Below are 24,253 nucleotides of genomic sequence, written 5' to 3'. Positions count from 1 at the left end.
GGAGTCGCCATGAATGCAACGAGATTGCGTGCCGGCTGCGCCATCGTGATCGCCGTGATGGCGCTCGACGCCATTGCGCAGAGCAAGCCGATCGCTTATCCGGCCAAGGGACAGAGCGCGCAGAAGCAGCAAAGCGACGACGGCGCGTGCTACAGCTGGGCGAAGAGCAACACGGGCATCGACCCGGCGACGGCATCGGCGGCGCCGCCACCGCAAGGCGGACCGGCTGTGGGCGGCGGCGAGCGCGTCGGCGGCGCGGCGCGCGGCGCGGCGGGCGGCGCGGTGATCGGTGCGATCGCGGGCGATGCGGGCAAGGGCGCGGCCATCGGCGCGGCGACGGGCACGATGGCCGGCGGCATGCGCGCACGGCAGAACAAGCGGGCTCAGGAATCCAACGCGCAGGCGCAGAGCCAGGGCGCGATGCAGACGTACTATCGCGCGTGGTCGGCGTGCATGCAGGGACGCGGTTACACGATCCAGTAACGTCATCGCGGTATCGATAGAACAAAAGGAGCGCGAACATGAAACGCGTCAGCCTCGTTGTCTTGTCATGCCTTGCGCTATCCGCAAGCGCCTTTGCAGCCGATCCCACCGCCGATCCTCAGGCCGACGTCAGCGTCGTGCGAAACCCGGACGGCGCGACGGTGCAGGGCGTCGCGAAGGTGACGGCGACGATCGTCGGCATCAATCCGGCGACGCGCACCGTCACGCTGAAAACGAACGCCGGCAAGGTAATGGAACTGGAAGTCACGAACGAAGCGCGCAACTTCGATCAGCTCGCAGTCGGCGATGTCGTCACCGCGCAGTACCGCGAGTCGTTGACGCTGAGCCTGCTCGACAAGAAGACGCAGCCGTCGCGTTCCGAGAGCGACTCGGCCGAGCGCGCGGCGCCGGGCGCGAAGCCGGGCGGCGAGGTCGGGCGCGAAGTGACGATCATCGCCGATGTGATCGCCGTCGATCGTCATGCGAAAACCGTGACGCTGCGCGGGCCGCGCGGCGAGACGGTCGATCTGCACGTTCAGGATCCCGAGCGCCTGAAGCGCGTCAAGAAGGGCGATCAGGTGAAGGCCGTTTATACGGAAGCGTTCGCCATATCCGTGGAACCCGCCATGACAAAATAAGGCGCCACGAACCGTGGCGGACGCGGGAGAGACCCATGAAAAAACGCTTTGCATTCGCGCTGACGCACGGCGCGTGCGCCGTCGCGCTCGCGCTCGCCGGTTGCGCGCAGCCGGAACAGCGCGTGCAGCCCGGCATGGATCAGCAGGCGATCGTCGCCAGGCTCGGGCCGCCGAAGGAAACCTACGACCTGCCGAACGGCGGCAAGCGTCTGATGTGGCCCACGCAGCCGATGGGATCGACGACCACGGCCGTCGATCTCGATGCGTCGGGCAATACGGTCAGTGTTCGGCAAGTGCTTCAGGAAAACGAGTTCTACCGCGCCGAGGTCAACAAGTGGACGCGCAACGACGTGATGATCGCGTTCGGACGCCCGTTCGAGACGGCCTATTTCAAGCGGATGGATCGCGAGGTGTGGACGTATCGATACCTGGAGAACAACATCGACCACATGCTGTTCCATTTCTATTTCGACGCTCAGGGCGTGCTCCGGCAGACGCAGAAGCAGCCCGATCCGAAATACGATCCGAGCCAGCGCAACGTGCTTTGAACGGCGCGCGCTAGAAGCTGACGGCGAGACCGAACGACACGCCGTGCACGTTGTGGCCGAACACGTAGCGCACCATCGCGCGCGTGCGCGTGATGACGACAGGATATTTGCTGCTGTCCAGTTCGAGCCCGACGCCGAGCGATGTCAGATCGTTGAAGCCGAGCACGCCCGCGCTGTCGCCGAAGTAATGCGAGTACGCGGTTTCGAGCACGTAGCGCACCGGCCTGTCGAGCGCGGCGAAGCCTGTGGGCGCACGCCAGCGCGCCCACAGGCTGAACTGCTGCGCGGTCGCGGAGCCTTGCACCGCTTCCGAGGAACTGCCGAAGCTGCGTAGATAAATATCGGTTGCGCGCAGTTCGACATCGACCTCGTAGTGCTCGCGATAATGCTCCAGATCGAGCATCAGCGAGCCGCCGACGCCGTACGCATTGAGCGCGCCGTCCTCGAGGAACTGCAGATTGGTGTTGGCGACGTGATTGAACACCGTCTGCGCGATGCGCGCATCGCTCGCGACGCGGCCGATCATGCCGTTGATGATCGGGCGAAATTTCAGCTCGCTCGTGATCGGGAAGTCCCAGCCGACGCCAACCGTCGTGCTGAACGTGTTCCATTTCGCAGGCACCGCGCGCTGCTGGTCGCCGTCGGTCGCGATGAAGGTCGGATCGTAGCGGCTGTACGCGAGCGTGCCTTCGAGGTAGAGCGGAAACGAATTGCTGAGGGTAAAGCCGCCGCCGAGTTGCGTCTGACCGAAGCCCGGATTGCCGGTCGTGCCGCTATTGATCGACAGTGAACTTGTCGTGACATCCGGCACCGCGGTGTACGACATGATCGCGAGCACGGAATTCGCATACTGCTTGACGTTTGCGCCGACGACCGCGCGGTCCGGCGCGCCCTGCGCCAGCGCGGCGCAGGGCGCGGCAGCGAGGACGAAGAGCATCACGAAATTTCGCAACCTGGTCGGGAAAGGGGTTGGCTTTTGCATCTGCGGGGCGCGTCAGAACGTTAATTGGTTTAGTTGGTCATGCGTTGCATTTGCTGCTCCGCCATACGCGGGAAATGTAGCCTAACGATCGCGGCGCGCCAAGGTCATTGCACACGAGTGTGTTCACAGGACGACGGAAGTTTTCCTAAACTGAAGCTATCTCGCGCACCGCTTCCGGGAGACATCGATGAGACTGAACGAGCCGCGCATGGTGGTTGCCTCGATTGGCGTGTTCATCTGGCTCGCCGGGCTGTATTTCACGATCCACGGCCTTCTGTACGACATGAAACTCGAATTCCGTTACGGCATGTGGGCGCTCGGCATCGGGATCGTGACTTTCGTCGTCGCGCTGAATCCGCTCGCGCAGCGCAAATCGGCCAAGCGAGATGGGTCGACCTGAGCCGTCCGTTGGTGTATTAGTCGAAGAAACGTCGCACAACTCAACGGAGAATCTTGCAATGGGCGATCTCTGGATAGGCAACGTGGAAGAGTCCACGACCGACGACGAAATCAGGGAATTTCTCTGCCGCTACGGCTTTCCACCCTACGATTCGATTCAGCGCGTGACGGGCACCGGCGAGCATCCGGCCGCGGTCGTCACCTTCGATTCGATCGAGCCGCACGTGCTGCGCACCTTTCAGCCGCGCATCCACAACATGTTCTGGAAGAACCGCACGCTCGTGGTGCAGGTCGTGCCCGAGCGCAACGAAACCTGACGGCGTCATGACGGGTCCGCGACCATGTGCCGCGCGCATCGTCGCGACGGCGGACTCGATTCGTCCGCGCGGATGGCATCCAAAAATATCGGGAGACAGCAATGAACGAAGAGAGGGCTGTCGGCGAATCGAGAGGCGTGCGTGAAGGCGCGGGCGTGCATGAGCGCCTGAACAGGAAACAGTACGAAAAAGAGCTTGCGCGCCTGCATGTGGAACTCGTGAAGTTGCAGGAATGGGCCGTCTACACGGGCGCGAAAGTCTGCGTCGTGTTCGAGGGACGCGACGGCGCGGGCAAGGGCGGCACGATCAAGGCGATCACCGAGCGGGTGAGCCCGCGCATCTTCCGCGTGGTTGCGCTGCCCGCGCCCACCGAGCGCGAGAAGACGCAGATGTACGTGCAGCGCTATCTGCCGCATCTGCCCGCCGCGGGCGAGATCACGCTTTTCGACCGAAGCTGGTACAACCGCGCGGGCGTCGAACGCGTGATGGGCTTCTGTACCGAGGACCAGGCGAAAACCTTTCTGAAAGGCGTGCCGCTCGTGGAGCGCGCGATCATCGATTCGGGCGTGATTCTGCTCAAGTACTGGCTCGAGGTCGGTCAGGAAGAGCAGACGCGGCGTCTCGAGGAACGCATCCACGACGAGCGCAAGATCTGGAAGCTCTCGCCGATGGACCTGCGTTCCTACAGCCGCTGGTACGACTACTCGCGCGCTCGCGACGACATGTTCGAGGCCACCGACACGGAACAGGCGCCGTGGTACGTCGTGCGTTCCGACGACAAGCGCCGCGCGCGCCTGAATCTCATCAGCCATCTGCTCGCGAATATCCCGTACAAGGCCGTGCCGCGCGAAAAGGTGAAGTTGCCGAAGCGCCAGAAGGCGGAGGGTTATCGCGAAAGCGATCGGCCGCTGCGCTACGTGCCCGAGCGTTTTTAGCGCGACTTCGGAACGCGGGATCGTCATGCCGCATCGCGCGTCCATCGCGCCCGAATGGCTGTTTCGTTACGAGAAGCCGTGGGCGCGCGCCGATATCGTCGCGGGCCTGACGGCGGGGGCGGTCGTCATACCGAAGGCGCTCGCGTACGCGACCATCGCGGGCCTGCCGGTTCAGGTCGGCCTCTACACGGCCTGCGTGCCGATGATCGTGTACGCGTTCGTCGGCACGTCGCGCGCGCTGTCCGTCAGCACGACGACCACGCTCGCGATTCTCGCGGCGAACGCGCTCGGCGCGACCGTCGCGAATGGCGATCCGCACGCGCTCGCCGTCGCCAACGCGACGCTGACGATGCTCGTCGGCATCATGCTCGTCGCGGGGGCGTGCCTGCGTCTCGGGTTCGTCGCGAACTTCATTTCCGAGCCGGTGCTCGTCGGTTTCAAGGCGGGCGTGGCGATCGTCATCGTCGTGGATCAGTTGCCGAAGCTCTTCGGCATTCACTATCCGAAGGGATCGTTCTTTCACAACGTCGGCGCGTTCGTCGCGGGCTTGCCGCATCTGTCGGCGAGCACGCTCGCGCTCGCGTTGGCGACGCTCGCCGCGCTCATCGCGCTCGAACGCTTCGCACCGCGCGCGCCCGCGCCGTTGTTCGTCGTCGCGGCGGCGATCGTCGCGGTGGCCGCGTTCGGTCTGCGCGCGCACGGCGTCGAAACGGTCGGCGCGGTGCCGGCGGGATTGCCGTCGTGGACACGGCCGGATCTGTCGCTTGCATTGAAGCTGTGGCCGGACGCGCTCGGCATCGCGTTGATGAGCTTCACCGAAAGCATCGCGGCGGCGCGGGCGTTCGCACGCAACGACGAACCCGCGCCCGACGCGAACCGCGAACTGCTCGCGACCGGCCTCGCGAACGCGGCCGGCGCGCTTTTCGGCGCGATGGTCTCAGGCGGCGGAACGAGCCAGACGGCCGTCAACCGGCAGGCGGGCGCGCGCACGCAACTCGCGGGACTCGTGACCGCGGCGCTCGCGCTCGCCGTCATGCTGCTGTTCGCGCCGCTCATGGCGCTGATGCCGCACGCGACGCTCGCGGCCGTCGTCGTGTTCTATTCGATCGGGCTTTTCAGCCCCGCCGAATTCCGCGCGATCCTGAAGATTCGCCGCACCGAATTCGTGTGGGCGCTCACGGCATGCGCGGGCGTCGTGTTGTTCGGAACGCTGGAAGGCATCGTGGTGGCGATCGTCGTGTCGCTCTTCGCGCTCGCGCATCAGGTGTCCAATCCGCCTGTGTACGCATTGAAGCGGATACCGGGAACCAACGTGTTCCGGCGCGCTTCGTCGCGGCATCCGGACGACGAAGCGTTTCCCGGCTTATTGCTGCTGCGTCCCGAAGGGCGCATATTCTTCGCGAATGCGCAACGTGTCGCCGAAAAGATCCGCCCGCTCGTGCGCGATTCCGACGCGAAGATCGTCGTGCTGGATCTGAGCCGCGTCTTCGATGTCGAATACACCGCGCTCAAGATGATGATCGAAGCCGAAGCGCGCCTCGCCGCGAACGGCACCACGCTCTGGCTCGCGGGCCTGAATCCGGGCGTGCTCGCGGCGGTGCGGCGCTCGCCGCTCGGCGCGCGGCTCGGCGAAGCGCGCATGTTCTATAACCTCGAACATGTCGTCGCGAAGTATCAGGAGATTGTTTCGCGCAATGGCGATGAAGTCGCGCGTCGTTGAGTCGCGAATTTTTGCCACCTGCTTGTCGCACATTGCGCATATATTTTGATGATGGTATCCAAGTCATCGGACCATGCGTTCATCATGGCCGCCGATGCATCTGCTTCCTGCGTTGTCCCTTGCACGTTCCCTCGCGGAGATCACGTCATGACGTATGCAGATCAACTGGCGCGCAGCCAGAAAATCGCGGAAAAGGTCACACGCGTTTATCAGAAGCGCGCGGAGCTTGCGCAGCATCAATTCAGCGAGCGCGCGCGCGAAGCAGGCGTGCGTGTCCTCGGCAACGGCGAGGCTGATCGTTTCAACGGCTTCGACTATGCGGTCGATGTCATGCAGCGCACGGTGCTCTTCTGGGACACCCTGCGTCAGCGCGGCAACAACTTCATCGAGCAGGCGAAGCGCGGTCTCGAACCGGTGCTGCATTTCGCGCATGAAATGCTGCTCGACGGACGCACGTTCGCGCGGCCGGTGAACTATGCGCTGTTGCGTATCGTGCCGCCCGAAGGCGTAGTCATCGATCCGCTGAAGCGGCCGTATCTCATCATCGATCCGCGTGCGGGGCATGGTCCGGGCATCGGCGGATTCAAGGACGATTCGCAAGTCGGCGTCGCGTTGCGCGCGGGTCATCCGGTGTACTTCGTCACGTTCTTTCGCGACCCGCAGCCCGGCCAGACGCTGCTCGACGTATGCGCGGCCGAGCAGCAGTTCGTGAAGCATGTGCGCGAGATGCATCCGGACAGCCCGAAGCCCGCTATCGTCGGCAATTGCCAGGGCGGCTGGGCCGCGATGATGCTCGCGAGCTCGCAGCCCGACGATACCGGTCCGCTCGTCATCAACGGCGCGCCGATGTCCTACTGGAGCGGCGCGTGGAGCGAAGGCGAGGGCGACAACCCGATGCGCTACTCGGGCGGCATGCTCGGCGGAACATGGCTCGCTTCGCTGACGGCCGATCTCGGCAACGGCAAGTTCGACGGCGCGTATCTCGTCGAGAACTTCGAGAACCTGAATCCGGCGAACAGTTTCTGGGACAAGTACTACACGCTGTTCGACAAGATCGACACCGAACCGCCGCGCTTTCTCGACTTCGAGCGCTGGTGGGGCGGCTATTACCTGATGAACCGCGAAGAGATCGAATGGATCACGCGCAATCTTTTCGTCGGCAACAAGCTGTGGTCGGGCGAAGTGCGCGGCGCGTCGGGCGCATCGTTCGATCTGCGCGCGATCAAATCGCCGATCATTCTCTTCGCTTCGATGGGCGACAACATCACGCCGCCGCAACAGGCCTTCAACTGGGTCGCGGATATCTACGGCAGCACCGACGAGATCAAGGCACGCGGGCAAGTGATCGTCGGACTGATGCACAAGAGCATCGGGCATCTCGGCATCTTCGTGAGCGGCAAGGTCGCGAAGAAGGAATACACGCAGATCGCATCGGTGCTGGAAGCGATCGAATCGTTTCCGCCGGGGCTGTACGGCATGGAGATCGCCGAACGCAAGAGCGCGGACGGCAAGACCGAATACGACGTGAGCTTTCACGAGCGACGTCTCGAAGACGTGACCGCGCGCTTCAACCGTTTCGAGCGTATCGACGAACTGCCGTTCGAAGCGGTGAAACAGGTATCGGATTTCAATCAGCGTGCGTACGAACTGTTCGCGCAACCCTTCGTTCAGGCAATGGCCAACGACGCGACCGCGACGATGCTGCGCGCGTTCCATCCGTTGCGCGCGCAGCGCTGGATGTTCTCCGATCTGAATCCGTGGCTTGCATGGCTCGGCCCGGCGGCGGAAGCGGTGAAGGCCACGCGCAAGCCCGACACCGAACGCGACGCGTTGCGCCGTGCGGAGCATTGCGGCTCCGACATGATCAGCGCGAGCCTCGACTTCTATCGTGCGATGCGCGACGCCACGACCGAAGCGATGTTCTTCTCCGTGTACGGCAACCTGCTGCCGGCACAGCGCGTGCAGGAACGCGAGACGCAAGAAAATCGGACCGATCCGCGCGATCTGCCGTTCGTTCAGGAAGCGCTCGCGTCGGTTGCGCACGGCGGATACGCGGAAGCCGTCGCGCGCGTCGCGTGCCTGCTCATGCGTCACGACGAGCCGTTGCCGCTCACGCGCATGGTGCTGCGTCAGGAACTCGCGGCCGACTATGCGGAGTATTTGCCGCAGATGCCGCGCGACGAATGGCGGCGCATTCGCGGCGAACAGGAAATCATCGTGCGCTACGAGCCCGAGCAGGCGCTCGCGTCGTTGCCCGGTCTGCTCGACGACAGCGACGACCGCAAGAAGCTCCTCACGCTCTTCGACAAGCTGCACGACGACAGCCGCATGCAGGGCTTCGAGCCGACGGCCGCGCAGCACGACATGCTCGCGCGCATCCGCGCGGCGCTGCCGGTCAAGGCTGCGCGCGCGCCAAGACGTTCCGCGCCCGCGCACTGATGTTCGGGCGTTGCATCACACGTAACTACGGAGGGTGAAATGAATCAGCCGCGCGAAAAATATGTACGGCTCATCGAGGTTTGCCAGGCGTTGCCGCCGCTCGCGGTGGCGGTCGTGCATCCCTGCGACCGGACATCGCTCGAAAGCGCGGTGAAGGCGCACGAGATGGGTCTGATCGCGCCGCAACTCGTCGGGCCACGCGATCGCATTCGCGAGGTGGCGGAAGAATGCGGCCTCAACATCGCGGGCTTTCCGATCGTCGATGCGCCGCACAGCCACGCCGCTGCCGAAAAGGCGGTGGAACTCGTGCGCGAGGCGAAGGCCGAAGCGCTCATGAAAGGCAGCCTGCACACCGACGAAGTCATGGCCGCGGTCGTGAAGCGCGAAGGCGGACTGCGCACGTCGCGGCGCGTGTCGCATTGCTTCATCATGGATGTGCCGGGGCACGACGACGTGCTCATCATCAGCGACGCGGCCATCAACATCGCGCCGACGCTCGCCGATAAAGTCGACATCCTGCAAAACGCGATCGATCTCGGCCACGCGCTGCGTTTCGCGGAAGTGCGCGTCGCGATTCTCTCGGCGATGGAAACGGTGAACCCGAAGGTGCCGTCGACGCTGGAGGCCGCCGCGCTCTGCAAGATGGTCGATCGTCATCAGATCACGGGCGCGCTCGTCGACGGGCCGCTCGCGCTCGACAATGCCATCGACCTCGAAGCGGCGCATACGAAGAAGATCGATTCGCCCGTCGCGGGGCGCGCGAACGTGCTGATCGTGCCGGACCTCGAAGCGGGCAACATGCTCGCGAAGAGTCTGTCTTTTCTCGCGAATGCGGATGCGGCCGGCATCGTGCTCGGCGCGCGCGTGCCGATCATTCTGACGAGCCGCGCCGATTCGCTGCAATCGCGGCTCGCATCGTGCGCGATCGCATCGCTCGTGGCGTCGAAGCGCCGCGAAGAAGCGCAAGTAGTGGGGTGATTTCATGGCCGATGTGATTCTGGTTCTCAATGCGGGCTCGTCGAGCATCAAGTTCAGCGCGTTCGATGTCGAAGGCGACGCGCTCGAACTCGTCACGCACGGACAGGTTGAAGCGCTGTTCAGCGCGCCGCATTTCGTCGCTTACGACAGGCGAGGCGAGAAGTCCGCGGAGCATTCATGGGGCGAGGGCGCGAAGCTGCAACATGCCGAAGCGATCGCGCATCTGGGCGCGTATCTGCGCGGGCATGGCGCGGGGCATCGTCTGGTCGGCGTGGGGCATCGCGTGGTGCACGGCGGCGCGCGTTTCACGAAGCCCGTACTGACGAGCCCCGAAGTGCTCGACGAACTCGACAAGCTCACGCCGCTCGCGCCGCTGCATCAGCCGCATAACTTGAGGCCGATACGCATCGTCGCCGAGCGCAATCCGGGCCTGCCGCAGGTCGCGTGCTTCGACACGGCCTTTCATTCGACGCAGGCGCCGCTCGCGCAGGCGTTCGCGCTGCCCGAATCGATCACGAAGAACGGCGTGCGGCGCTACGGCTTTCATGGTCTCTCGTACGAATACATCGCGAGTGCCCTGCAGGATGTTGCACCCGATGCCGCGCGCGGGCGCACGGTCGTCGCGCATCTGGGCAACGGCGCGAGCCTGTGCGCGATGCACGCGGGCAAGAGCGTCGCCAGCACGATGGGTTTCACCGCCGTCGACGGTCTCATGATGGGCACGCGCTGCGGCAATCTCGATCCGGGCGTGGTTCTTTACATGCTCGACGAGCTCGGCATGAACGCGCGCGAGATCGAAGACATGCTGTATCGCCAGTCGGGATTGCTCGGCGTGTCGGGCGTGTCGGGCGACATGCGCGCGCTGCTCGCGAGCAGCGACGAACGCGCGCGCTTCGCGATCGATCTTTACGTGCATCGCATCGGCCGCGAGCTCGGCTCGATGAGCGCGGCGCTGCACGGGCTCGACGCGATCGTGTTCACGGCGGGCATCGGCGAGCATTCGAAGGAGATACGACAACGCGTGTGCGAAGAAGCGGCGTGGTGGGGCATCGAACTCGATACAGAAGCCAATGCGAGCGGCGGCCCGCGCATCAGCACGGCGTCGAGCAAGGTGAGCGCATGGGTGATTCCGACCAACGAAGAACTCATGATCGCGCGCCACACGCTCGCGCTGATCGATGACAAACGCGAAGGAGCATCCGCATGACATTGAATGTCCCGCAGCCCGTGCTGAAGGGCGCGAAGGCGCTCGTCACCGGCATCGCCAACGAGCATTCGATCGCCTATGGTTGCGCGAAAGCGTTCCGCGAACTGGGCGCCGATCTCGCCATCACGTATGCCGACGAGAAAGCGCGGCCTTACGTCGAGCCGCACGCGCAAGCCCTCGAAGCGCCGATCTTCATGCCGCTGAACGCGTCGAGCCAGGAGGAACTGGAAGCGGTGTTCGAGCGTATCGCGAGCGAGTGGGGCAAGCTCGATATTCTCGTGCACTCGATCGCGTGGGCGCCGAAGGACGATCTGCAGGGCGGCCTGCTGAACTGTTCCGCCGAAGGCTTCGCGAAGGCGATGGACATTTCCTGCCATTCGTTCGTCCGCATGGCGCGGCTCGCGGCGCCGCTGATGAAAGACGGCGGCGCGATGTTCACGATGAGCTATCACGGCGCGAACAAGGTCGTCGCGAACTACAACGTAATGGGCCCGGTGAAGGCCGCGCTCGAAGCGTGCGCGCGCTATCTCGCCTACGAGCTCGGTCCGCAGGGCATTCGCGTGCATGCTATTTCGCCGGGGCCGCTCAAGACACGCGCGGCATCGGGACTCAAGGACTTCGACCTGCTCCTGACCGAAGCCGCACAGCGCGCGCCGCTCGGCGAGCTGGTCGACATCATGGACGTCGGCTTTACCTGCGCGTTCCTCGCGACGCCTTTCGCCCGGCGCATGTCCGGCGAGACGCTGTACGTGGACGGCGGCGTGCATATCATGGGATAAGCATGTTCAACTGGCTGTTCCGGCGCGATAACGCGAGCTCGCGTGAGGATGTCAAGGAGGCGCTCGGCCGCATCGTCGCGGTCGCGCCTCAGGTGCGCCTCGCGAGCCGTTACGAGTCGCGGCTCGCGCCGGTCGTCGGCAAGACGCTGGATCACGCGCGGGAACTCGTCGGGGCGCTGCCCGCGCCGCGCGACGCGACACCGGCGGCATGGGCGGACGATCCGTATCTGCGCGCGAAGTTCGCGACGCCGGACGACGTCGCGCGCGTGATCGGCGAATCGCACGATGTGCGCGGCTGGTTCGACGGCAACATTGCCGCCGATCATGGGTTCGCGGTGCTGGGCGCGACGCTCGTCGAGCGGAAGGTGCTCGTCGCGGCGGTGGAGGGCGGCGCGTTGCGTTCGGACGTCGCGCGCACGGCGGTCAGCTTCGACGACAAGCGCATGCGCTTTTGCAACGGAACGGACGAAGCGCTCAGACGCGATCTCGTGCAGCGGATCGTCGAGCAGTTCGTGCTGGAAGCGATGTCGCGCGTCGCGCACAACGACGCGCGGCGCGACGCGCTGCAGGAACATCGCGCGTTGCTGACCGCGCGCATGCAGATGCTCGGCCGGCGCGGCGCGGGCATGAGCGGCCTGATTGCATCGACGGATCTGGCCGGCGACGCCACGCGGCTGCAGCGCGATTTCGAGGAGAACGAAGCCGCGCTCTCGGCACTCGGCTCGCTCGCCGATTCCATCGAGATGCAGCTTCAGACCATCGTCGAATTGCTCGCCGAGCCGGCGGCGCTGATTTCCGTCACGCATCGCGAGCTGTGTCTGAATCAGATGAACCTGCTGATGGAAACGCGCTGCGACGAGCCGCACGCCGACATCGCGATCGAGCTTGCGCACTTGCCGACGCAGCCGCCGCAGACGCGCGCGGTGGAGATCGTGCGGATCGCGCGGCGCGATGTGCCGCCCGCGGGCGCGGCGTTCGATGAGGCGGCGAAGCTGGTGCTGTGAGGGGCGCTTCTACTTGAGCCCACTACCCCCGATCGCCCCCGCGATATCCCTGCTCACGCTCGCGAGCGCGCGGCTGTGCGCGGCCACGAGCGCATCCCAGCCGCTTCCGCTGACCGGCTCGCGCACGAGCGAACGGCCGGTCAGCGCGTTGTCGTCGCCGAAGCGGCGCACGGACCAATGCGCGTCGATCGCGACGGCATCGCCGGGAACGGATTCGAACTGCTGGATATCGACGCGCACGCGCCACGCGTTCGCATCCGCGATGGCGCGCGATGCAGGCGCGACCTGATCCGATGCGAGCAGCAGCGCGAGATCGCCCGCGATGGCATCCGCGATGCTGCTCTTGAGCGGCTCGCCCCAGCGCGCGTATTCGTTCAACGTGACTTCGTTGTCGGTGCTGCGCGTGACGATCTGCGGCCGGTCGACGAGATCGGGCACCGTCACCGGTCCGACGATCACCGGCCTCGATGCGGCGCGCGCGGTCGCCGGGGTCAGCGACGGATCGGCGCTCAAGCGATAAAAGCTCGCGCTCGGCGAGGCGCATCCGGCGAGCATCGCCATCGAAAGAACGAGAGACACGAGTACGGGCCGCATCACTTCTTGTCCTCCGGCTTGCCGCGCAGCAACGCTTCCGGATGCTGCTGCAGATAATCCGCGAGACTGCGGAACGAGACTGCCGTGCGCGTCAGTTCGCGGATCGCTTCGGCCGTGTCCTGCTGCAGCCCGGAATCCGGCATCAGCGTGGAATGCGCGGCATCGAGCGCGGCGCGCGCCGCGGCGAGCGTCGTCGCGGCCTGCGGCACGACTTCCGTGTTGAGGCCCTGCATCAGCCGAGTAGTGCTGTCGAGCGTCTGCCGCGCGCTCGCCGTCAGCTCCTCGATCGGCAGCTTGTCGATGCGCGTCATGATGCGGTTGACCGAATCCTGCAACGAGTCGAGGCCGCTTGGCGTCGTCGGCATTTCGGGCGGCGTGCGGCTCCAGTCGATGCTCGCTTTCTTCGCAGCCGGGAAGAAGTCGATCGACACATATAACTGGCCCGTCAGCAGGCTCCCGGTGCGCAACTGCCCGCGCATGCCGCGCGCGACGAGCACGTCCGCGAGTTCCTTGCGGTCGTTCGTGAGGCGGCCGCCCTTCGGCACGTTGGCGAAGCGCGACGTGAAACGCTCCGGATACAGATTCACCTCGACCGGTATGCTGATGCGCTTCGTCACCGGATCGAAGCGCGTATAAATCGCCGACACCTCGCCGATCTGAATGCCGCGGAATTCGACCGGCGCGCCGACCGCGAGGCCGCGCACGGAACCATCGAACGCGAAGACATATTTATCGACGATGCTTTCGCGCACGCGCAGCGCATCGGCGCGTGTCGGATGCAGCGTGAACACGGTGTCGCGCGGCGCTTCCGCCCAACTGAGCGACACGGCGGGCGTCTCGAACGCGAGTCCGCCGATGAGGATCGACACGAGCGACTGCGTGTTGACCTTGAGCCCGTCGGTGCCGAGCGTCACGTCGATGCCGCCCGCCTGCCAGAAGCGCGAATCGGCGTTCACGTAACGGTCGTAGGGCGCGTTGACGAATACGTGCAGCGTGACGCCGCTGCCGTCCTTGTCGAGTTCGAACGCCGTCACCTGGCCCACTTGCAGACGGCGGAAATATATCGGCGTGCCGACATCGACCGAGCCGAGATCGGTCGCCTTCAGGATGAACTGCCGCCCCGGCACGTCGCTCGCGAAGATCGGCGGCGTTTCGAGGCCGGTGTAATCGCGCCGGTCCTGCTTCGAGCGGCCGATGTCCATGCCGATATACGCGCCCGACAGCAGCGTACTGATGCCCGACACCGAGCCGCCCGCCACGCGCGGCCGCACGACCCAGAAGCGCGTGTCGTCGACGAGCATGTTGGTCGCGTCGCGCGTCAGCTCGGCCGTCGCGATCACGCGCGTGTAATCCTTCGACAGCGCGACCGTCTTGACGAGGCCGATGTCGACGTTCTTGAACTTGATCTTCGTCTTGCCGGCTTCGAGGCCTTCGCCGGTCTTGAAGCTGATGGTGACGGTCGGCCCTTTCTCCAGCACGGCCTGCGCCGCGAGCCAGATGCCGATCGCCACGGCGACCAGCGGCACGATCCAGACCCACGGAATGCGCCAGCGCCTCTTCGGCACGACTTCGGCATCGGGCGTGTTCATCGCGTACCTTCCCGAGTCGGCGAGAAGTCCCAGATCAGGCGCGGATCGAACGACATCGCCGCGAACATCGTCAGCACGACGACCGCGCCGAACGCGATCGCCGCCGGCCCGGCCTCGATCGTCGCCATCGCGCTGAACTGCACGAGCGCGACGAGCACGGCGATCACGTAGATATCGAGCATCGACCAGCGTCCCACGAATTCGACGATACGGTAGACGCGCGCGCGAAACGCGCTCTGCTGCGTCATGCGCAGATTCGCGCTCGTGGCGAGATAACCGATGGCGAGAATCTTCAGCATCGGCACGGCGATGCTCGCGATGAACACGAGCACCGCGAGCGGCGGCGAGCCGGACGTCCACAGATACGCGACGCCGCTCATGATCGTGTCTTTCTGCGCGCCGAAGAGCGAGCTCGTGTTCATCACCGGCAGGATGTTCGCCGGGATATACAGGATCGCCGCCGAAATCAGATACGCCCAGGTTCGCGAAAGGCTCGCGGGCTTGCGCAGATGCAAATGCGCGCCGCAGCGCGGACAGCACAGATGGCCGCGGTGCTGCATGCCGCGCGTGGAAAGGCCGCAATCGTGACATACGCAGATGCCGCTTTCCGCCGCCGTGCGCCCTTTGAGCGGCGTGTCGGCGGGCATGCCGGGCGGCGCGCCTTCGACGCGCTGCCACATGGCGCGTTCATCGAACGACGATGACGCCGCGACGAGCAGCAGCATCAGCGCGGCGAGCGACCACAGCGCCGGCCCCGTCACCACCGATGCGATATGCGCGAGCTTCACGACCGCGACGAGCAAGCCGAGCATCAGCACTTCGGTCATGCCCCAGTTGCGCGCGACGCGCAGCAGGCGATACACGGTGTCGGCGCGCCACGGCCGGCGCTCCAGATAAAGCGGCAGCAGCAGCCACACCATGCCGAGCGCCTGCACGGCGGGCATCAGGATCGTCGTGAAGAAGATGAGGGCGGCGAGCGGCCACATGCCGTCGCGATAGAGCACGCGCACGGCGCCGAAGAGCGTCGTCTCGACGAGATCGCCGTTCACCGCGAGACCGACGATCGGAAACGCGTTCGAGATCAGCCACAGCACGCAGGCGGCGAGCGCGTACGCGAGCGCGCGATCGAAGCCGCGCCCGCGGCGCCGGTACAGCACGGCGCGGCAGCGGCAGCAGCGCAGCGTGCCGCCGGGCGGCACGTCGCACTCGCGCTGCATCAGATCGCATTCGTGACACGCGATCAGCGGCCGCGCGTCGCGATCCTCCGATGTGACCGTGTTCATTGCACCGTCTGCGAAGCGGGCTGGCCCGGTTTGGGCGAATCGGCGGAAGGCGTGGCCGACTGCTGTTGCGTCGTCATCTTGTCGGCTGCGACGACCCAGCCGCCGCCCATCACCTTGTAGAGCGTGACGAACGACACGAGCGCGGCGGCCTGCGTCTGCGTCGCCGACAACTGCGCGTTGAAGAGGCTGCGCTCGGCGTCGAGCACTTCGATGTAACTCGTATAACCGCCTTCGTAGCGCGCCCGCGCAAGGCGCGAGTAGGTCGCGAGCGCCGTGACCTGGCGGCCCTGCACTTCGAGCTGTTCGTGCAGTTTCTGCGAGGCGATGAGCGCGTCGTCGACTTCCTGGAACGCGACCTGGATCGCCTTCTGATACGTGAGCAGCGCCGCCTGCTGCTGCGCTTCGGCGGACTGCACCTGACCCGAGATGTTGCCCGCCGTGAAGATCGGCTGCGTGACCTGTCCCGCGAACGACCAGATGCGCGACGGCCCCGTGAACAGCGACGAGAACTGGCCGCTCGCGGTGCCGAGCAGGCCCGTCAGCGAAATCTGCGGGAAATAGAGCGCGCGCGCCGCGCCGATCAGCGCGTTCGCCGCGATCAAATCCTGTTCCGCCTGCAGCAGATCGGGCCGGCGCTCCAGCAAGTCCGAAGGCAGGCCGGCGGGGATGACGGGCGTCGCCATCTCGCCGAGCGTTCGGCCGCGCACGATCGGCCCGGGATTCGCGCCGAGCAGGATAGACAGCGCGTCTTCCTGCTGCGCGATCTGCGTTTCGAGCTGCGGAATCGTCGCGAGCGAGGCTTCGTATTCGGACTGGCTTTGCGCGAGTTCCATCTGCGAGACTTCGCCGCCTTCGAAGCGCAGCGTGAACACATGCACCGATTCGGCGCGGCTTTGCGTCGTCGCCTTCGCGATTTCGAGCTGCTTGTCGAGACTGCGCAAATTCAGATACGACGACGCCACCGACGCCACCAGCGACAGGATCGTCGCGCGCCGTCCTTCTTCGCTCGACAGCAGGTTCGCACGCGCGGCTTCGGTCAGACGCCGGGTGCGGCCGAAGAGATCGAGCTCCCACGACGCGGCGATCGACGCCTGGAAGTCGTTGTAGACCGGCCCGAAGCCGTTGAGCGGTTGCGGTCCCGCCGCCGACGCGCGCTGCCGCGAGGCCGTCGCGCCCGCCGATATCTGCGGGAACAGCAAGGAACGCGTCGTGACGAACTGGCCCATGAACTGATCGACGCGCGCCGCCGCGATCTTGACGTCCTTGTTGTTCGCGAGCGCCGTCGAGATCAGCTCGTCGAGAACCGGATCCTGAAACTGACGCCACCATTCCGAGTTCGCGGCGTCGGCGACTTCGGGCGCGGCGAAGCGGTACGTCGCCGGGGTTTCGACCGGCTGACGCGAGTAGTTCGGGCCGAGCAGGCAGCCGGACAGCGACAGCGCCGCGGCGATGCCCGAAAACGAGTGAACGAGGCTGGCGCGCCGCATGTCAGTCTCCCTTGTCCGGAGCGGACGGCGACGCGTTCTGGCCGCTTCCGCCGTGCGTCTGCTTGGCATCCGGCGCGCTCGCTTCGGCGCCTTTCTTCTTCTTCGAGCGGGAGGACATCGTTTCGAGTCCCCAGAAGAACATCGGGATGAAGAACACGGCGATGACCGTCGCGCCGAGCATCCCGCCGATCACGCCCGTGCCGATCGAGTGCCGGCTGTTCGCCGATGCGCCCGTCGCGATCGCGAGCGGCACGCAGCCGAGAATGAACGCGAGCGAAGTCATCACGATCGGGCGCAGGCGCTCTTCGGCGGCGGTCATCGCGGCGTCGTAGACCGACGCGCCCGCCTCGCGATTCAGCACGGCGAACTCGAAGATGAGAATCGCGTTTTTCGCGGCGAGCGCGACGAGCATCGTCAAACCGATCTGGAAGTACACGTCGTTGTTCAGGCCGCGCAAGAGGATCGCGAGCAGCGCGCCGAAGATCGCGAACGGCACCGCCATCAGCACGCCGAACGGCAGGCTCCACTTTTCGTACTGCGCGGCGAGAATCAGGAAGACCATGATGAGGCCGAATATGAACACGAGCGCCGACGAACTGCCCGACTGTTTCGCCTCGTAAGCCTCGCCGCTCCAGCCGATGCCGTAATCGCTCGGCAAGTCCTTCGCGATGTCTTCCAGCGCCGCGATCACTTGCCCCGACGCGTAGCCCGGCGCGGCGTTCGCCGTGATCTTCACCGCGGGGAAGTTGTTGAAGCGCGTGATGAGATCGGGACCGGTCACGTACTTCGTATTGACCACGGACTTGAGCGGCACCATCTCGCCGCTCTTGCTCTTCACGAAAATCTGCGTGAGATCGTCGGGCTTCAGCCGATACTGCGGCTCCGCTTGCAGAATCACCTGCCACAGGCGGCTCGATCGATTGAACTGCGACACGTACAGCGAGCCGAACATCGTCTGCATCGCGCTGTAGACGTCCTCGACGGGCACGCCGAGCGTTTCGGCCTTGTCGCGGTCGACGTTGGCGAGCAGTTGCTGCGACGACGCGTTGAACGTGCTCGTCACGCCCGTCAGTTCCGGCCGCGCTTTCGCCTTCGCGACGAAATCGTCGACGATTCCGGCGAACTGCGCGATGGTCGCGTCGCCCTTGCTCTGAATCCACATTTCGGTGCCGCCCGTCGTGCCGAGGCCCGGAATCGACGGCGGATTCAGCGGCACGACGATGCCCTCCCGAATCTGCGAGAGATGCTTGTAAGCATCGACGAGCACGGCGCGCGCGTTCTGCGTGCGGATATTCGCCGACGTATAGCGATCCTCGAAACTCTTGAAGCCGACGAAGAACGTCGACGAATTGTTCTTGTTCTGGCTGTCGAGAATGGAGAAGCCATCGACCGTCGTGATGCTGCCGACCGCCGGCTGTTTCATGAAGTATTCGGTCACGCGGTCGGACACGGCGCCGGTGCGGTCGAGCGACGCGGCATCGGGCATGATGACGGCGCCGAGCAGATAGCCCTGATCCTCGGGCGGCAGGAACGCCGTCGGAATGTCGCGCATCATCATGACGGCGAGCGCGATCATGCCGACAAAGAGCAGCAGCGCGATCGCGAAACGCTTGATGACGAGCCGCACGAGGTGCGTGTAGCCCCGCGTCATGCGCGCGAATTGATTGTCGAACCAGCGGAAAAAGCCCTTTTTCTCGTGATGTCCCGGCTTGAGCAGCAAGGAGGCGAGGGCGGGCGACAAGGTCAGCGCGACGAGGCCCGATATCACCACCGATATCGCGATCGTGATGGCGAACTGCTTGTACATCTGCCCCGTGATGCCGGAGAGGAACGCCACCGGCACGAACACCGCGCACAGCACGAGCACGATGGCGACGACCGGCCCGGCCACTTCGTCCATCGCCTTCTTCGCGGCGGTCTTCGGATCGAGCTTGTGCACCGTCATGTTGCGCTCGACGTTCTCGATCACGACGATCGCATCGTCCACGACAATGCCGATGGCAAGCACCATGCCGAACAGCGTCAACATGTTGATGGAGAAGCCGAGCGCTTCCATGCCCATGAACGTGCCGACAATCGACACCGGCACCGCGAGCACCGGAATGAGCGTCGCGCGCAGGCTTTGCAGGAACACGAACACGACGATCACGACCAGCACGACCGCTTCGAAGAACGTATGCACCACATCGGAGATGGACGCGCGCGTGAACTCCGTCGTGTCCATCGCGATTTCGTAGTCGATGCCCTGCGGGAACGTCTTCTTCATTTCCGCGAGCGACGCGCGCACCTGCTTGGACACATCGAGCGCGTTCGCGCCAGGCTGCTGATACACCGCGAGCACCGTCGCCGATTTGCCCTGAAAGCGGCTGCGGATCGAATAGTCTTTTTGTCCGAGCTCCGCGCGTCCCACGTCTTTCAGACGCACGATCGCCGCGCCGCCCGATTGCGCGCGGATGATGATGTTCTCGAACTCGGCAGGCTCGGTGAGGCGGCCCGTCGTCGTCACCGCGAAGGACTGTTCGACGGGCGCGCCAGTCGGCGATTGCCCGAGACGGCCGACCGCGAACTGCTGGTTCTGATTGGCGACGGCGCGTTGCACGTCGGCGGCGGTGATGCCGAGCTGCGCCATGCGGTCGGGCTTGAGCCAGATGCGCATCGCGTAATCGGGCGTGCCGAAGATCGCGCTCTGGTTCGCGCCCGGAATGCGCTTCAACGCGTCGAGGACGTACACGTTCGCGTAGTTCGCGATATACGTCGCGTCATAACGCTCGTCGGGCGAATAGATGGCGATGACCATCATGAACGCCTGCGACTTCTTCTGCACCTGCACGCCCTGCGCCGTCACCGACTGCGGCAGTTGCGGCAGCGCGAGGTTCACGCGGTTCTGCACGTCGACCTGTGCGAGTTCCGGATTCGTGCCGATCTGGAAGTACGCGTTGATCGTGAGATTGCCCGTCGACGAGCTGGACGAGCTCATGTAGATCATGTTGTCCGCGCCGTTGACCTGCTGCTCGATCGGCGCGGCGACGTTGTTCGCGACCACATCCGCGCTCGCGCCCGGATAAGTCGCGGAGATCGTGATCTGCGGCGGCGTGATGTCTGGATACTGCGCGGTGGGCAGCGCGAGCATGGTCAGCGCGCCGCCCAGCGTGATGATGATCGAAATGACCGACGCGAAAATCGGACGGTCAATGCAGAAATGTGAAATGTTCATTGGCCTCTTCCGCGCGACGTGCTTGTCGTCAGATCAAATCACTTCACTTTTCGGTCCCGCCGCTTGCGTTCTTCGCGTCTCCGAGCGACGCCTCCTGCGCGCCCGATGCCGCCGCGCCGCCCGCGGCCGGTGCGGCGACGACGCGAACCTGCGTATCCGCGCCGACGCGTATCGCGCCATCGACGATGACGCGTTCGCCCGCCTTCAGGCCGTTCGTGATGAACCAGTCGTCGCCGTGCCATTCGCCGACTTCGACGACGCGCTGATGCGGCTTCGACTGTTCGTCGAGCACCCACACGAAGTGACTCTTCGCGCCCTGCAGCACGGCGCGTTGCGGCACGAGAATCGCGTTGGGTCGCACCGCGCCCGCCACGCGCGCCTTGACGAACTGTCCCGGTCGCAACGTGCCTTGCGGATTCGCGAACACCGCGCGCACGAGGAACGTGCCCGTCTCCGTGCTGAACGCCGGATTCGTGAAGTCGATGCGACCGGTTTGCGGAAAGACGGAGCCGTCGGCCTGGATGACGGTTACATCGAACTTGTTGTCGGGCGGAAAGCGCAGTTCGCCTTTCTTGATCTGCTCGCGATAGCCCAGCAGTTCGTTCTCCGAGATGCTGAAGTTCACCCACATCGGATCGAGCTGGTAGACGTAGGTGAGCAGGCCGCCCTGCGTCGGCGTCACGTAACTGCCTTCCTGGATGCGCGCGAAACTGGACAGGCCCTTGAGCGGCGAGCGGATCGTCGTGTAGCTGAGATTCAGTTCGGCGGTCTGCACTTCGCCTTTCGCGGCGATGACGGCGGCCTCGGCGCTCTTTTCGTTGCCGATGGCGTCATCGAGATCCTTCTTGCTCAATGCGTTCATCGCGGCGAGCGGCTTCACGCGCGCGAGATTCTGCTGCGTGACGAGCAGCCGCGCCTGCTGTTGCGCGAGCGAGCCTTTGGCCGTCTGCAGCGCGGCCTCGAACGGCCGTTTGTCCATGAGGAACATGACCTGATTGGCCGAGACGAGCGCGCCTTCGGTGTACATGCGCTTTTCGAGGAAGCCGTCGACGCGCGCGCGGATTTCGACCTCGCGCGAGCTTTGCGTCTGCGCGGTGAATTCGAAGTCGACGGGCGTCGATTGCGCCGTGACAGTCACGGCGGTGACATCGACGGCGGGCTTCTGCGCTGGCGGCGCCGGCTTCTTGCACGCCGCGAGCGAGAGCGACGCGAGCGCGGCGATCGCGGCCACGCGCAGCGCGCGCATGGAGCGCGAAGGTGGAGCGAACGAGCAGCAGTCCAGTACGTGTTCCGACACGAACGCCATGGGCGCCTCCCCCGTTGGGATGGCCGATCGTTGATGAGCGAACGCGCCAACAGAGCGCCTCGCCACGACAATGCTCGCGGTGTGCGTTTAGGCGGATGCGCCCGGAAAGCGTGCGCATTTCCGGTGCGCCTGCGCCATGCGATGAAATCGCGCGGGACAGGACTTAGGGCGACGTCAGCGAGCGCGAGCCTGATGCTTGTAATGTGGCGTAGCTGCCTCCGGTTTTGACGGTCGAGTTATAGCCAGAGAGATGCTCTTGGTTCGCCACCGAGTGGCGTGACGTGCGTGACGAGTCTACTAATAGCTGAACTCGGATGAAAACGCCATAGCGTTTATCGGCATTTTGACTGAATGGTGTGGATCGGGATGCGCAGCAATTACTGAACTGGCGTGCTGAATCGGCGGGGAAGGTATGGATGGCTTAGCGAGCCGTCGGATTCATCGTGACGATAAATGCAACGCCGAACCGAAATGTCGATATCCTGACTTGGGCGCCGTGACGCCGCCGCCGTGCGCTTTCCGGCGGCGAGTCGGAATCACAAATGCCCGAACAGCGCCCGCGGCCGGTCTCTCAACGTTCCCGCCAGCATCCGCAATCCGCTGACGAGCTGATCCCGGCTTTCCGCGCACGCGAGATTCACGCGCACCCCATGCTCGATTTCCGACCGGTCGACCGCGAACGCCGACGAGGGCATCACCACGACGCCGCGCGCCTTCGCATTCGCGGCGAAATCGTCCGCGCGCCACGGCAGCGGCAGCTTCAACCACACGAACATGCACGCCGGATCCGATTGCAGGAATTCCTGCGGCAGCAACTCGCGCGCGAGATCATGCCGCGCGCGGATTTCCGCGAGCTGCGCATTCATGATGTGCTGCGCGGTGCCGTCCTCGATCCAGACGGTCGCGATCAGCATCGACAGCGGCGCGGGCATCCACGCCGTCGTACGCACGGCCTCCGCGCATAGCGCGGCGTTGTCCTGCGGGCTCAGCAGATAACCGAGCCGCAAGCCGGGCGCTAGGATCTTCGACGTCGCCGAGATGTGATACGTCAGTTCGGGGCACAGACTCGCGAGCGTCGGCAGACGCTGCGCGACGAGCGGCCCGTACACGTCGTCCTCGATGATCGCGACGCCATGCCGCCGCGCGACATCGACGAGCGCCATGCGCCGTTCCAGGCTCATCGTCGTGACCGTGGGATTCTGCAGATTCGGCACCGTGAAAATCGCCTTCGCCGGCACGCGCCTGCACACGCGCTCGACCTCGTCGATCAGCAAGCCGTCGCGGTCGCTCGGAATGCCCACGATCTCGAACTGGAAGACGGGCGCGAGCGCCTTCAGCCCGTAATACGTGAGCTGATCCGCGAGAATCACGCCGTCCGTGCCGATCAGACTGTTGAGGACCGCATACAGCCCGTGCTGCGCGCCGCTCGTCACGACGACCTGATCCGCCGTCGGCGCGAAACCCGGCGCGCTCATCCAGCGCGCACCGGCCGCGCGCGCCCATGACGGCCCCTGCGGCGGCTGATATTCCTGCAATTGCGCAAAGCGCGGATCGCGCGGCAGTTCGCCCATCGTGCGCGCGAGGCACGCGAGGAATTCGCCGGTCGCGGGCCGGTTCACCGTCAGATCGATGACCGAGCTGCCCGTGCTCGCGGGCGGCATCTCAATGCTCGGCATCGCGCCGCCCGTCACGAGCGAGCCGCGCCGCTTGCTGCCGATCACGAGGCCGCGCAGCTGCAACTCCTTGTACGCGCGCGACACCGTCGACACGTTGATGCCCAGTTCGCTCGCCAGTTGCCGTTGCGGCGGCAGACGGCTGCCCGGCGGATACATGCCGCTGCGGATTTCCTTCTCGATGGAGCTGGACACCTCGATATAGGTCGATCGCTTCGTCGTGCCGTCGGCTTCGCCGTTTGCGCTCAACGTCTGATCCTTGTCGGAAGCCATGAATCTGTGTCTCCATACAAACATTGCTTTGTCCGCGATTTGTGCGGAAGTCTGCCGATTCTAACTCAGCGCATCACCGACGCAATGTCTGTACGAGAGCTGAAACGCCTCTGCAAGTGCCGCTCCATCCTTCACTCAGGGAAAATCCCGGGACCACACAACCACGCTTTTAATTGCACACAAAAAAATATTGTGTGATTCTAGGATCAGAGTTTGTCTGGTGCGTGTCTCATCCCGCGCTTCCCGATTCATCCGATCTTTGTCCGCAGGAGATTCCCCGATGTCCTTGCCTGAAACCTCGCAACCCAAGCTAGGCTCCGCGCTGCGTCAGCGGCACGTCACGATGATCGCGCTCGGCGGCATCATCGGCGCGGGCTGCGTGACGGGCATTGCGCGCGACTGGCC

At 64.9% G+C, this 24,253-nt stretch carries 20 protein-coding genes; 12 read left to right on the top strand and 8 right to left on the bottom strand.

The genetic code is table 11. The features are described from left to right. Positions 1-9 precede the first annotated feature (9 nt). From QCE49_RS23200 to QCE49_RS23190, 3 genes are read left to right on the top strand one after another with little or no spacing between them, the layout of a single operon-like run. Positions 10-483: a glycine zipper family protein gene (locus QCE49_RS23200; protein ID WP_033536292.1), complete on the top strand. Its 474-nt coding sequence runs from the start codon at positions 10-12 to the stop codon at positions 481-483. Between the two features lie 38 nt (positions 484-521). After that, complete coding sequence (locus QCE49_RS23195; protein WP_250459878.1) at positions 522-1,121, top strand: hypothetical protein; 600 nt, start codon at positions 522-524, stop codon at positions 1,119-1,121. Between the two features lie 35 nt (positions 1,122-1,156). Beyond that, the gene (locus QCE49_RS23190; protein WP_008348503.1) at positions 1,157-1,669 is read left to right on the top strand and encodes a hypothetical protein; all 513 of its coding nucleotides are present in this window, start codon (positions 1,157-1,159) and stop codon (positions 1,667-1,669) included. A gap of 10 nt (positions 1,670-1,679) precedes the next feature. Here the strand turns inward: QCE49_RS23190 and QCE49_RS23185 are convergent, their stop codons facing one another. Continuing rightward, positions 1,680-2,606 carry a hypothetical protein gene (locus tag QCE49_RS23185; protein ID WP_008348502.1) on the bottom strand — a complete coding sequence of 309 codons (927 nt, stop codon included), beginning with the start codon at positions 2,604-2,606 and terminating at the stop codon, positions 1,680-1,682. A 232-nt stretch (positions 2,607-2,838) separates the two neighbouring features. Between QCE49_RS23185 and QCE49_RS23180 the strand changes: the two genes are divergently transcribed. The 9 genes from QCE49_RS23180 (at position 2,839) to QCE49_RS23140 (ending at position 12,429) form a co-directional block, all read left to right on the top strand. Next, on the top strand, positions 2,839-3,051 hold the full coding sequence (locus QCE49_RS23180) for a DUF2964 family protein (protein WP_033536232.1): 213 nt from the start codon (positions 2,839-2,841) through the stop codon (positions 3,049-3,051). Positions 3,052-3,109: 58 nt separating this feature from the next. Further along, positions 3,110-3,367, top strand: a complete 258-nt coding sequence (locus QCE49_RS23175) for an RNA-binding protein (RefSeq protein ID WP_008348497.1) — start codon at positions 3,110-3,112, stop codon at positions 3,365-3,367. Between the two features lie 101 nt (positions 3,368-3,468). Continuing rightward, positions 3,469-4,302, top strand: coding sequence for a polyphosphate kinase 2 (gene ppk2, locus QCE49_RS23170; protein ID WP_008348496.1), 834 nt, complete (start codon positions 3,469-3,471; stop codon positions 4,300-4,302). 25 nt (positions 4,303-4,327) lie between these two features. Then, positions 4,328-6,022 (top strand): SulP family inorganic anion transporter, encoded by a 1,695-nt coding sequence (locus tag QCE49_RS23165; protein ID WP_175981178.1) that lies wholly within the window; start codon positions 4,328-4,330, stop codon positions 6,020-6,022. A 147-nt stretch (positions 6,023-6,169) separates the two neighbouring features. Beyond that, positions 6,170-8,461 (top strand): DUF3141 domain-containing protein, encoded by a 2,292-nt coding sequence (locus QCE49_RS23160; RefSeq protein WP_250459880.1) that lies wholly within the window; start codon positions 6,170-6,172, stop codon positions 8,459-8,461. Between the two features lie 39 nt (positions 8,462-8,500). Beyond that, a complete protein-coding gene (locus QCE49_RS23155) occupies positions 8,501-9,439 on the top strand; it encodes a phosphate acetyltransferase (protein ID WP_008348487.1) in 939 nt (312 codons plus the stop codon). A 4-nt stretch (positions 9,440-9,443) separates the two neighbouring features. After that, the gene (locus QCE49_RS23150) at positions 9,444-10,646 is read left to right on the top strand and encodes an acetate/propionate family kinase (protein ID WP_250459883.1); all 1,203 of its coding nucleotides are present in this window, start codon (positions 9,444-9,446) and stop codon (positions 10,644-10,646) included. Continuing rightward, positions 10,643-11,425, top strand: a complete 783-nt coding sequence (gene fabI, locus QCE49_RS23145; protein ID WP_175981176.1) for an enoyl-ACP reductase FabI — start codon at positions 10,643-10,645, stop codon at positions 11,423-11,425. Before QCE49_RS23150 ends, fabI begins: the two co-directional genes overlap by 4 nt. Before the next feature lie 2 nt (positions 11,426-11,427). After that, entirely contained in the window at positions 11,428-12,429 is a 1,002-nt protein-coding gene (locus QCE49_RS23140) for a hypothetical protein (RefSeq protein WP_250459885.1), read from the top strand. A 9-nt stretch (positions 12,430-12,438) separates the two neighbouring features. On the opposite strand, the gene QCE49_RS23135 is transcribed toward QCE49_RS23140, so the two are convergent. The 7 genes from QCE49_RS23135 to QCE49_RS23105 all read right to left on the bottom strand — a co-directional run bounded on the left by QCE49_RS23135 (position 12,439) and on the right by QCE49_RS23105 (position 23,848). Continuing rightward, complete coding sequence (locus tag QCE49_RS23135; protein WP_250459887.1) at positions 12,439-13,023, bottom strand: membrane integrity-associated transporter subunit PqiC; 585 nt, start codon at positions 13,021-13,023, stop codon at positions 12,439-12,441. Next, the gene (locus tag QCE49_RS23130; RefSeq protein WP_008348480.1) at positions 13,023-14,612 is read right to left on the bottom strand and encodes an intermembrane transport protein PqiB; all 1,590 of its coding nucleotides are present in this window, start codon (positions 14,610-14,612) and stop codon (positions 13,023-13,025) included. Before QCE49_RS23130 ends, QCE49_RS23135 begins: the two co-directional genes overlap by 1 nt. Then, a complete protein-coding gene (locus QCE49_RS23125; RefSeq protein ID WP_008348479.1) occupies positions 14,609-15,895 on the bottom strand; it encodes a paraquat-inducible protein A in 1,287 nt (428 codons plus the stop codon). The genes QCE49_RS23130 and QCE49_RS23125 overlap by 4 nt, the downstream gene beginning before the upstream one ends. Continuing rightward, on the bottom strand, positions 15,892-17,382 hold the full coding sequence (locus QCE49_RS23120; RefSeq protein WP_008348477.1) for an efflux transporter outer membrane subunit: 1,491 nt from the start codon (positions 17,380-17,382) through the stop codon (positions 15,892-15,894). Before QCE49_RS23120 ends, QCE49_RS23125 begins: the two co-directional genes overlap by 4 nt. Position 17,383: 1 nt before the next feature. Then, on the bottom strand, positions 17,384-20,596 hold the full coding sequence (locus tag QCE49_RS23115; protein ID WP_175981170.1) for an efflux RND transporter permease subunit: 3,213 nt from the start codon (positions 20,594-20,596) through the stop codon (positions 17,384-17,386). Between the two features lie 43 nt (positions 20,597-20,639). Further along, positions 20,640-21,902 (bottom strand): efflux RND transporter periplasmic adaptor subunit, encoded by a 1,263-nt coding sequence (locus QCE49_RS23110; protein ID WP_250436763.1) that lies wholly within the window; start codon positions 21,900-21,902, stop codon positions 20,640-20,642. 536 nt (positions 21,903-22,438) lie between these two features. Next, positions 22,439-23,848, bottom strand: a complete 1,410-nt coding sequence (locus QCE49_RS23105; RefSeq protein ID WP_250459890.1) for a PLP-dependent aminotransferase family protein — start codon at positions 23,846-23,848, stop codon at positions 22,439-22,441. Positions 23,849-24,253 lie beyond the last annotated feature (405 nt).

Source organism: Caballeronia sp. LZ008 (assembly GCF_031451435.1).
Lineage (GTDB): Bacteria > Pseudomonadota > Gammaproteobacteria > Burkholderiales > Burkholderiaceae > Caballeronia > Caballeronia zhejiangensis.
This window is presented reverse-complemented; position numbering and strand designations above follow the sequence as displayed.

Excerpts from the sequence above, each read along its gene's own strand:
- QCE49_RS23200 (WP_033536292.1), top strand. The coding sequence starts at position 10 with ATGAATGCAACGAGATTGCGTGCCGGCTGCGCCATCGTGATCGCCGTG.
- QCE49_RS23195 (WP_250459878.1), top strand. The coding sequence starts at position 522 with ATGAAACGCGTCAGCCTCGTTGTCTTGTCATGCCTTGCGCTATCCGCA.
- QCE49_RS23190 (WP_008348503.1), top strand. The coding sequence starts at position 1,157 with ATGAAAAAACGCTTTGCATTCGCGCTGACGCACGGCGCGTGCGCCGTC.
- QCE49_RS23185 (WP_008348502.1), bottom strand. The coding sequence starts at position 2,606 with ATGCTCTTCGTCCTCGCTGCCGCGCCCTGCGCCGCGCTGGCGCAGGGC.
- QCE49_RS23180 (WP_033536232.1), top strand. The coding sequence starts at position 2,839 with ATGAGACTGAACGAGCCGCGCATGGTGGTTGCCTCGATTGGCGTGTTC.
- QCE49_RS23175 (WP_008348497.1), top strand. The coding sequence starts at position 3,110 with ATGGGCGATCTCTGGATAGGCAACGTGGAAGAGTCCACGACCGACGAC.
- ppk2 (WP_008348496.1), top strand. The coding sequence starts at position 3,469 with ATGAACGAAGAGAGGGCTGTCGGCGAATCGAGAGGCGTGCGTGAAGGC.
- QCE49_RS23165 (WP_175981178.1), top strand. The coding sequence starts at position 4,328 with ATGCCGCATCGCGCGTCCATCGCGCCCGAATGGCTGTTTCGTTACGAG.
- QCE49_RS23160 (WP_250459880.1), top strand. The coding sequence starts at position 6,170 with ATGACGTATGCAGATCAACTGGCGCGCAGCCAGAAAATCGCGGAAAAG.
- QCE49_RS23155 (WP_008348487.1), top strand. The coding sequence starts at position 8,501 with ATGAATCAGCCGCGCGAAAAATATGTACGGCTCATCGAGGTTTGCCAG.
- QCE49_RS23150 (WP_250459883.1), top strand. The coding sequence starts at position 9,444 with ATGGCCGATGTGATTCTGGTTCTCAATGCGGGCTCGTCGAGCATCAAG.
- fabI (WP_175981176.1), top strand. The coding sequence starts at position 10,643 with ATGACATTGAATGTCCCGCAGCCCGTGCTGAAGGGCGCGAAGGCGCTC.
- QCE49_RS23140 (WP_250459885.1), top strand. The coding sequence starts at position 11,428 with ATGTTCAACTGGCTGTTCCGGCGCGATAACGCGAGCTCGCGTGAGGAT.
- QCE49_RS23135 (WP_250459887.1), bottom strand. The coding sequence starts at position 13,023 with ATGCGGCCCGTACTCGTGTCTCTCGTTCTTTCGATGGCGATGCTCGCC.
- QCE49_RS23130 (WP_008348480.1), bottom strand. The coding sequence starts at position 14,612 with ATGAACACGCCCGATGCCGAAGTCGTGCCGAAGAGGCGCTGGCGCATT.
- QCE49_RS23125 (WP_008348479.1), bottom strand. The coding sequence starts at position 15,895 with ATGAACACGGTCACATCGGAGGATCGCGACGCGCGGCCGCTGATCGCG.
- QCE49_RS23120 (WP_008348477.1), bottom strand. The coding sequence starts at position 17,382 with ATGCGGCGCGCCAGCCTCGTTCACTCGTTTTCGGGCATCGCCGCGGCG.
- QCE49_RS23115 (WP_175981170.1), bottom strand. The coding sequence starts at position 20,596 with ATGAACATTTCACATTTCTGCATTGACCGTCCGATTTTCGCGTCGGTC.
- QCE49_RS23110 (WP_250436763.1), bottom strand. The coding sequence starts at position 21,902 with ATGGCGTTCGTGTCGGAACACGTACTGGACTGCTGCTCGTTCGCTCCA.
- QCE49_RS23105 (WP_250459890.1), bottom strand. The coding sequence starts at position 23,848 with ATGGCTTCCGACAAGGATCAGACGTTGAGCGCAAACGGCGAAGCCGAC.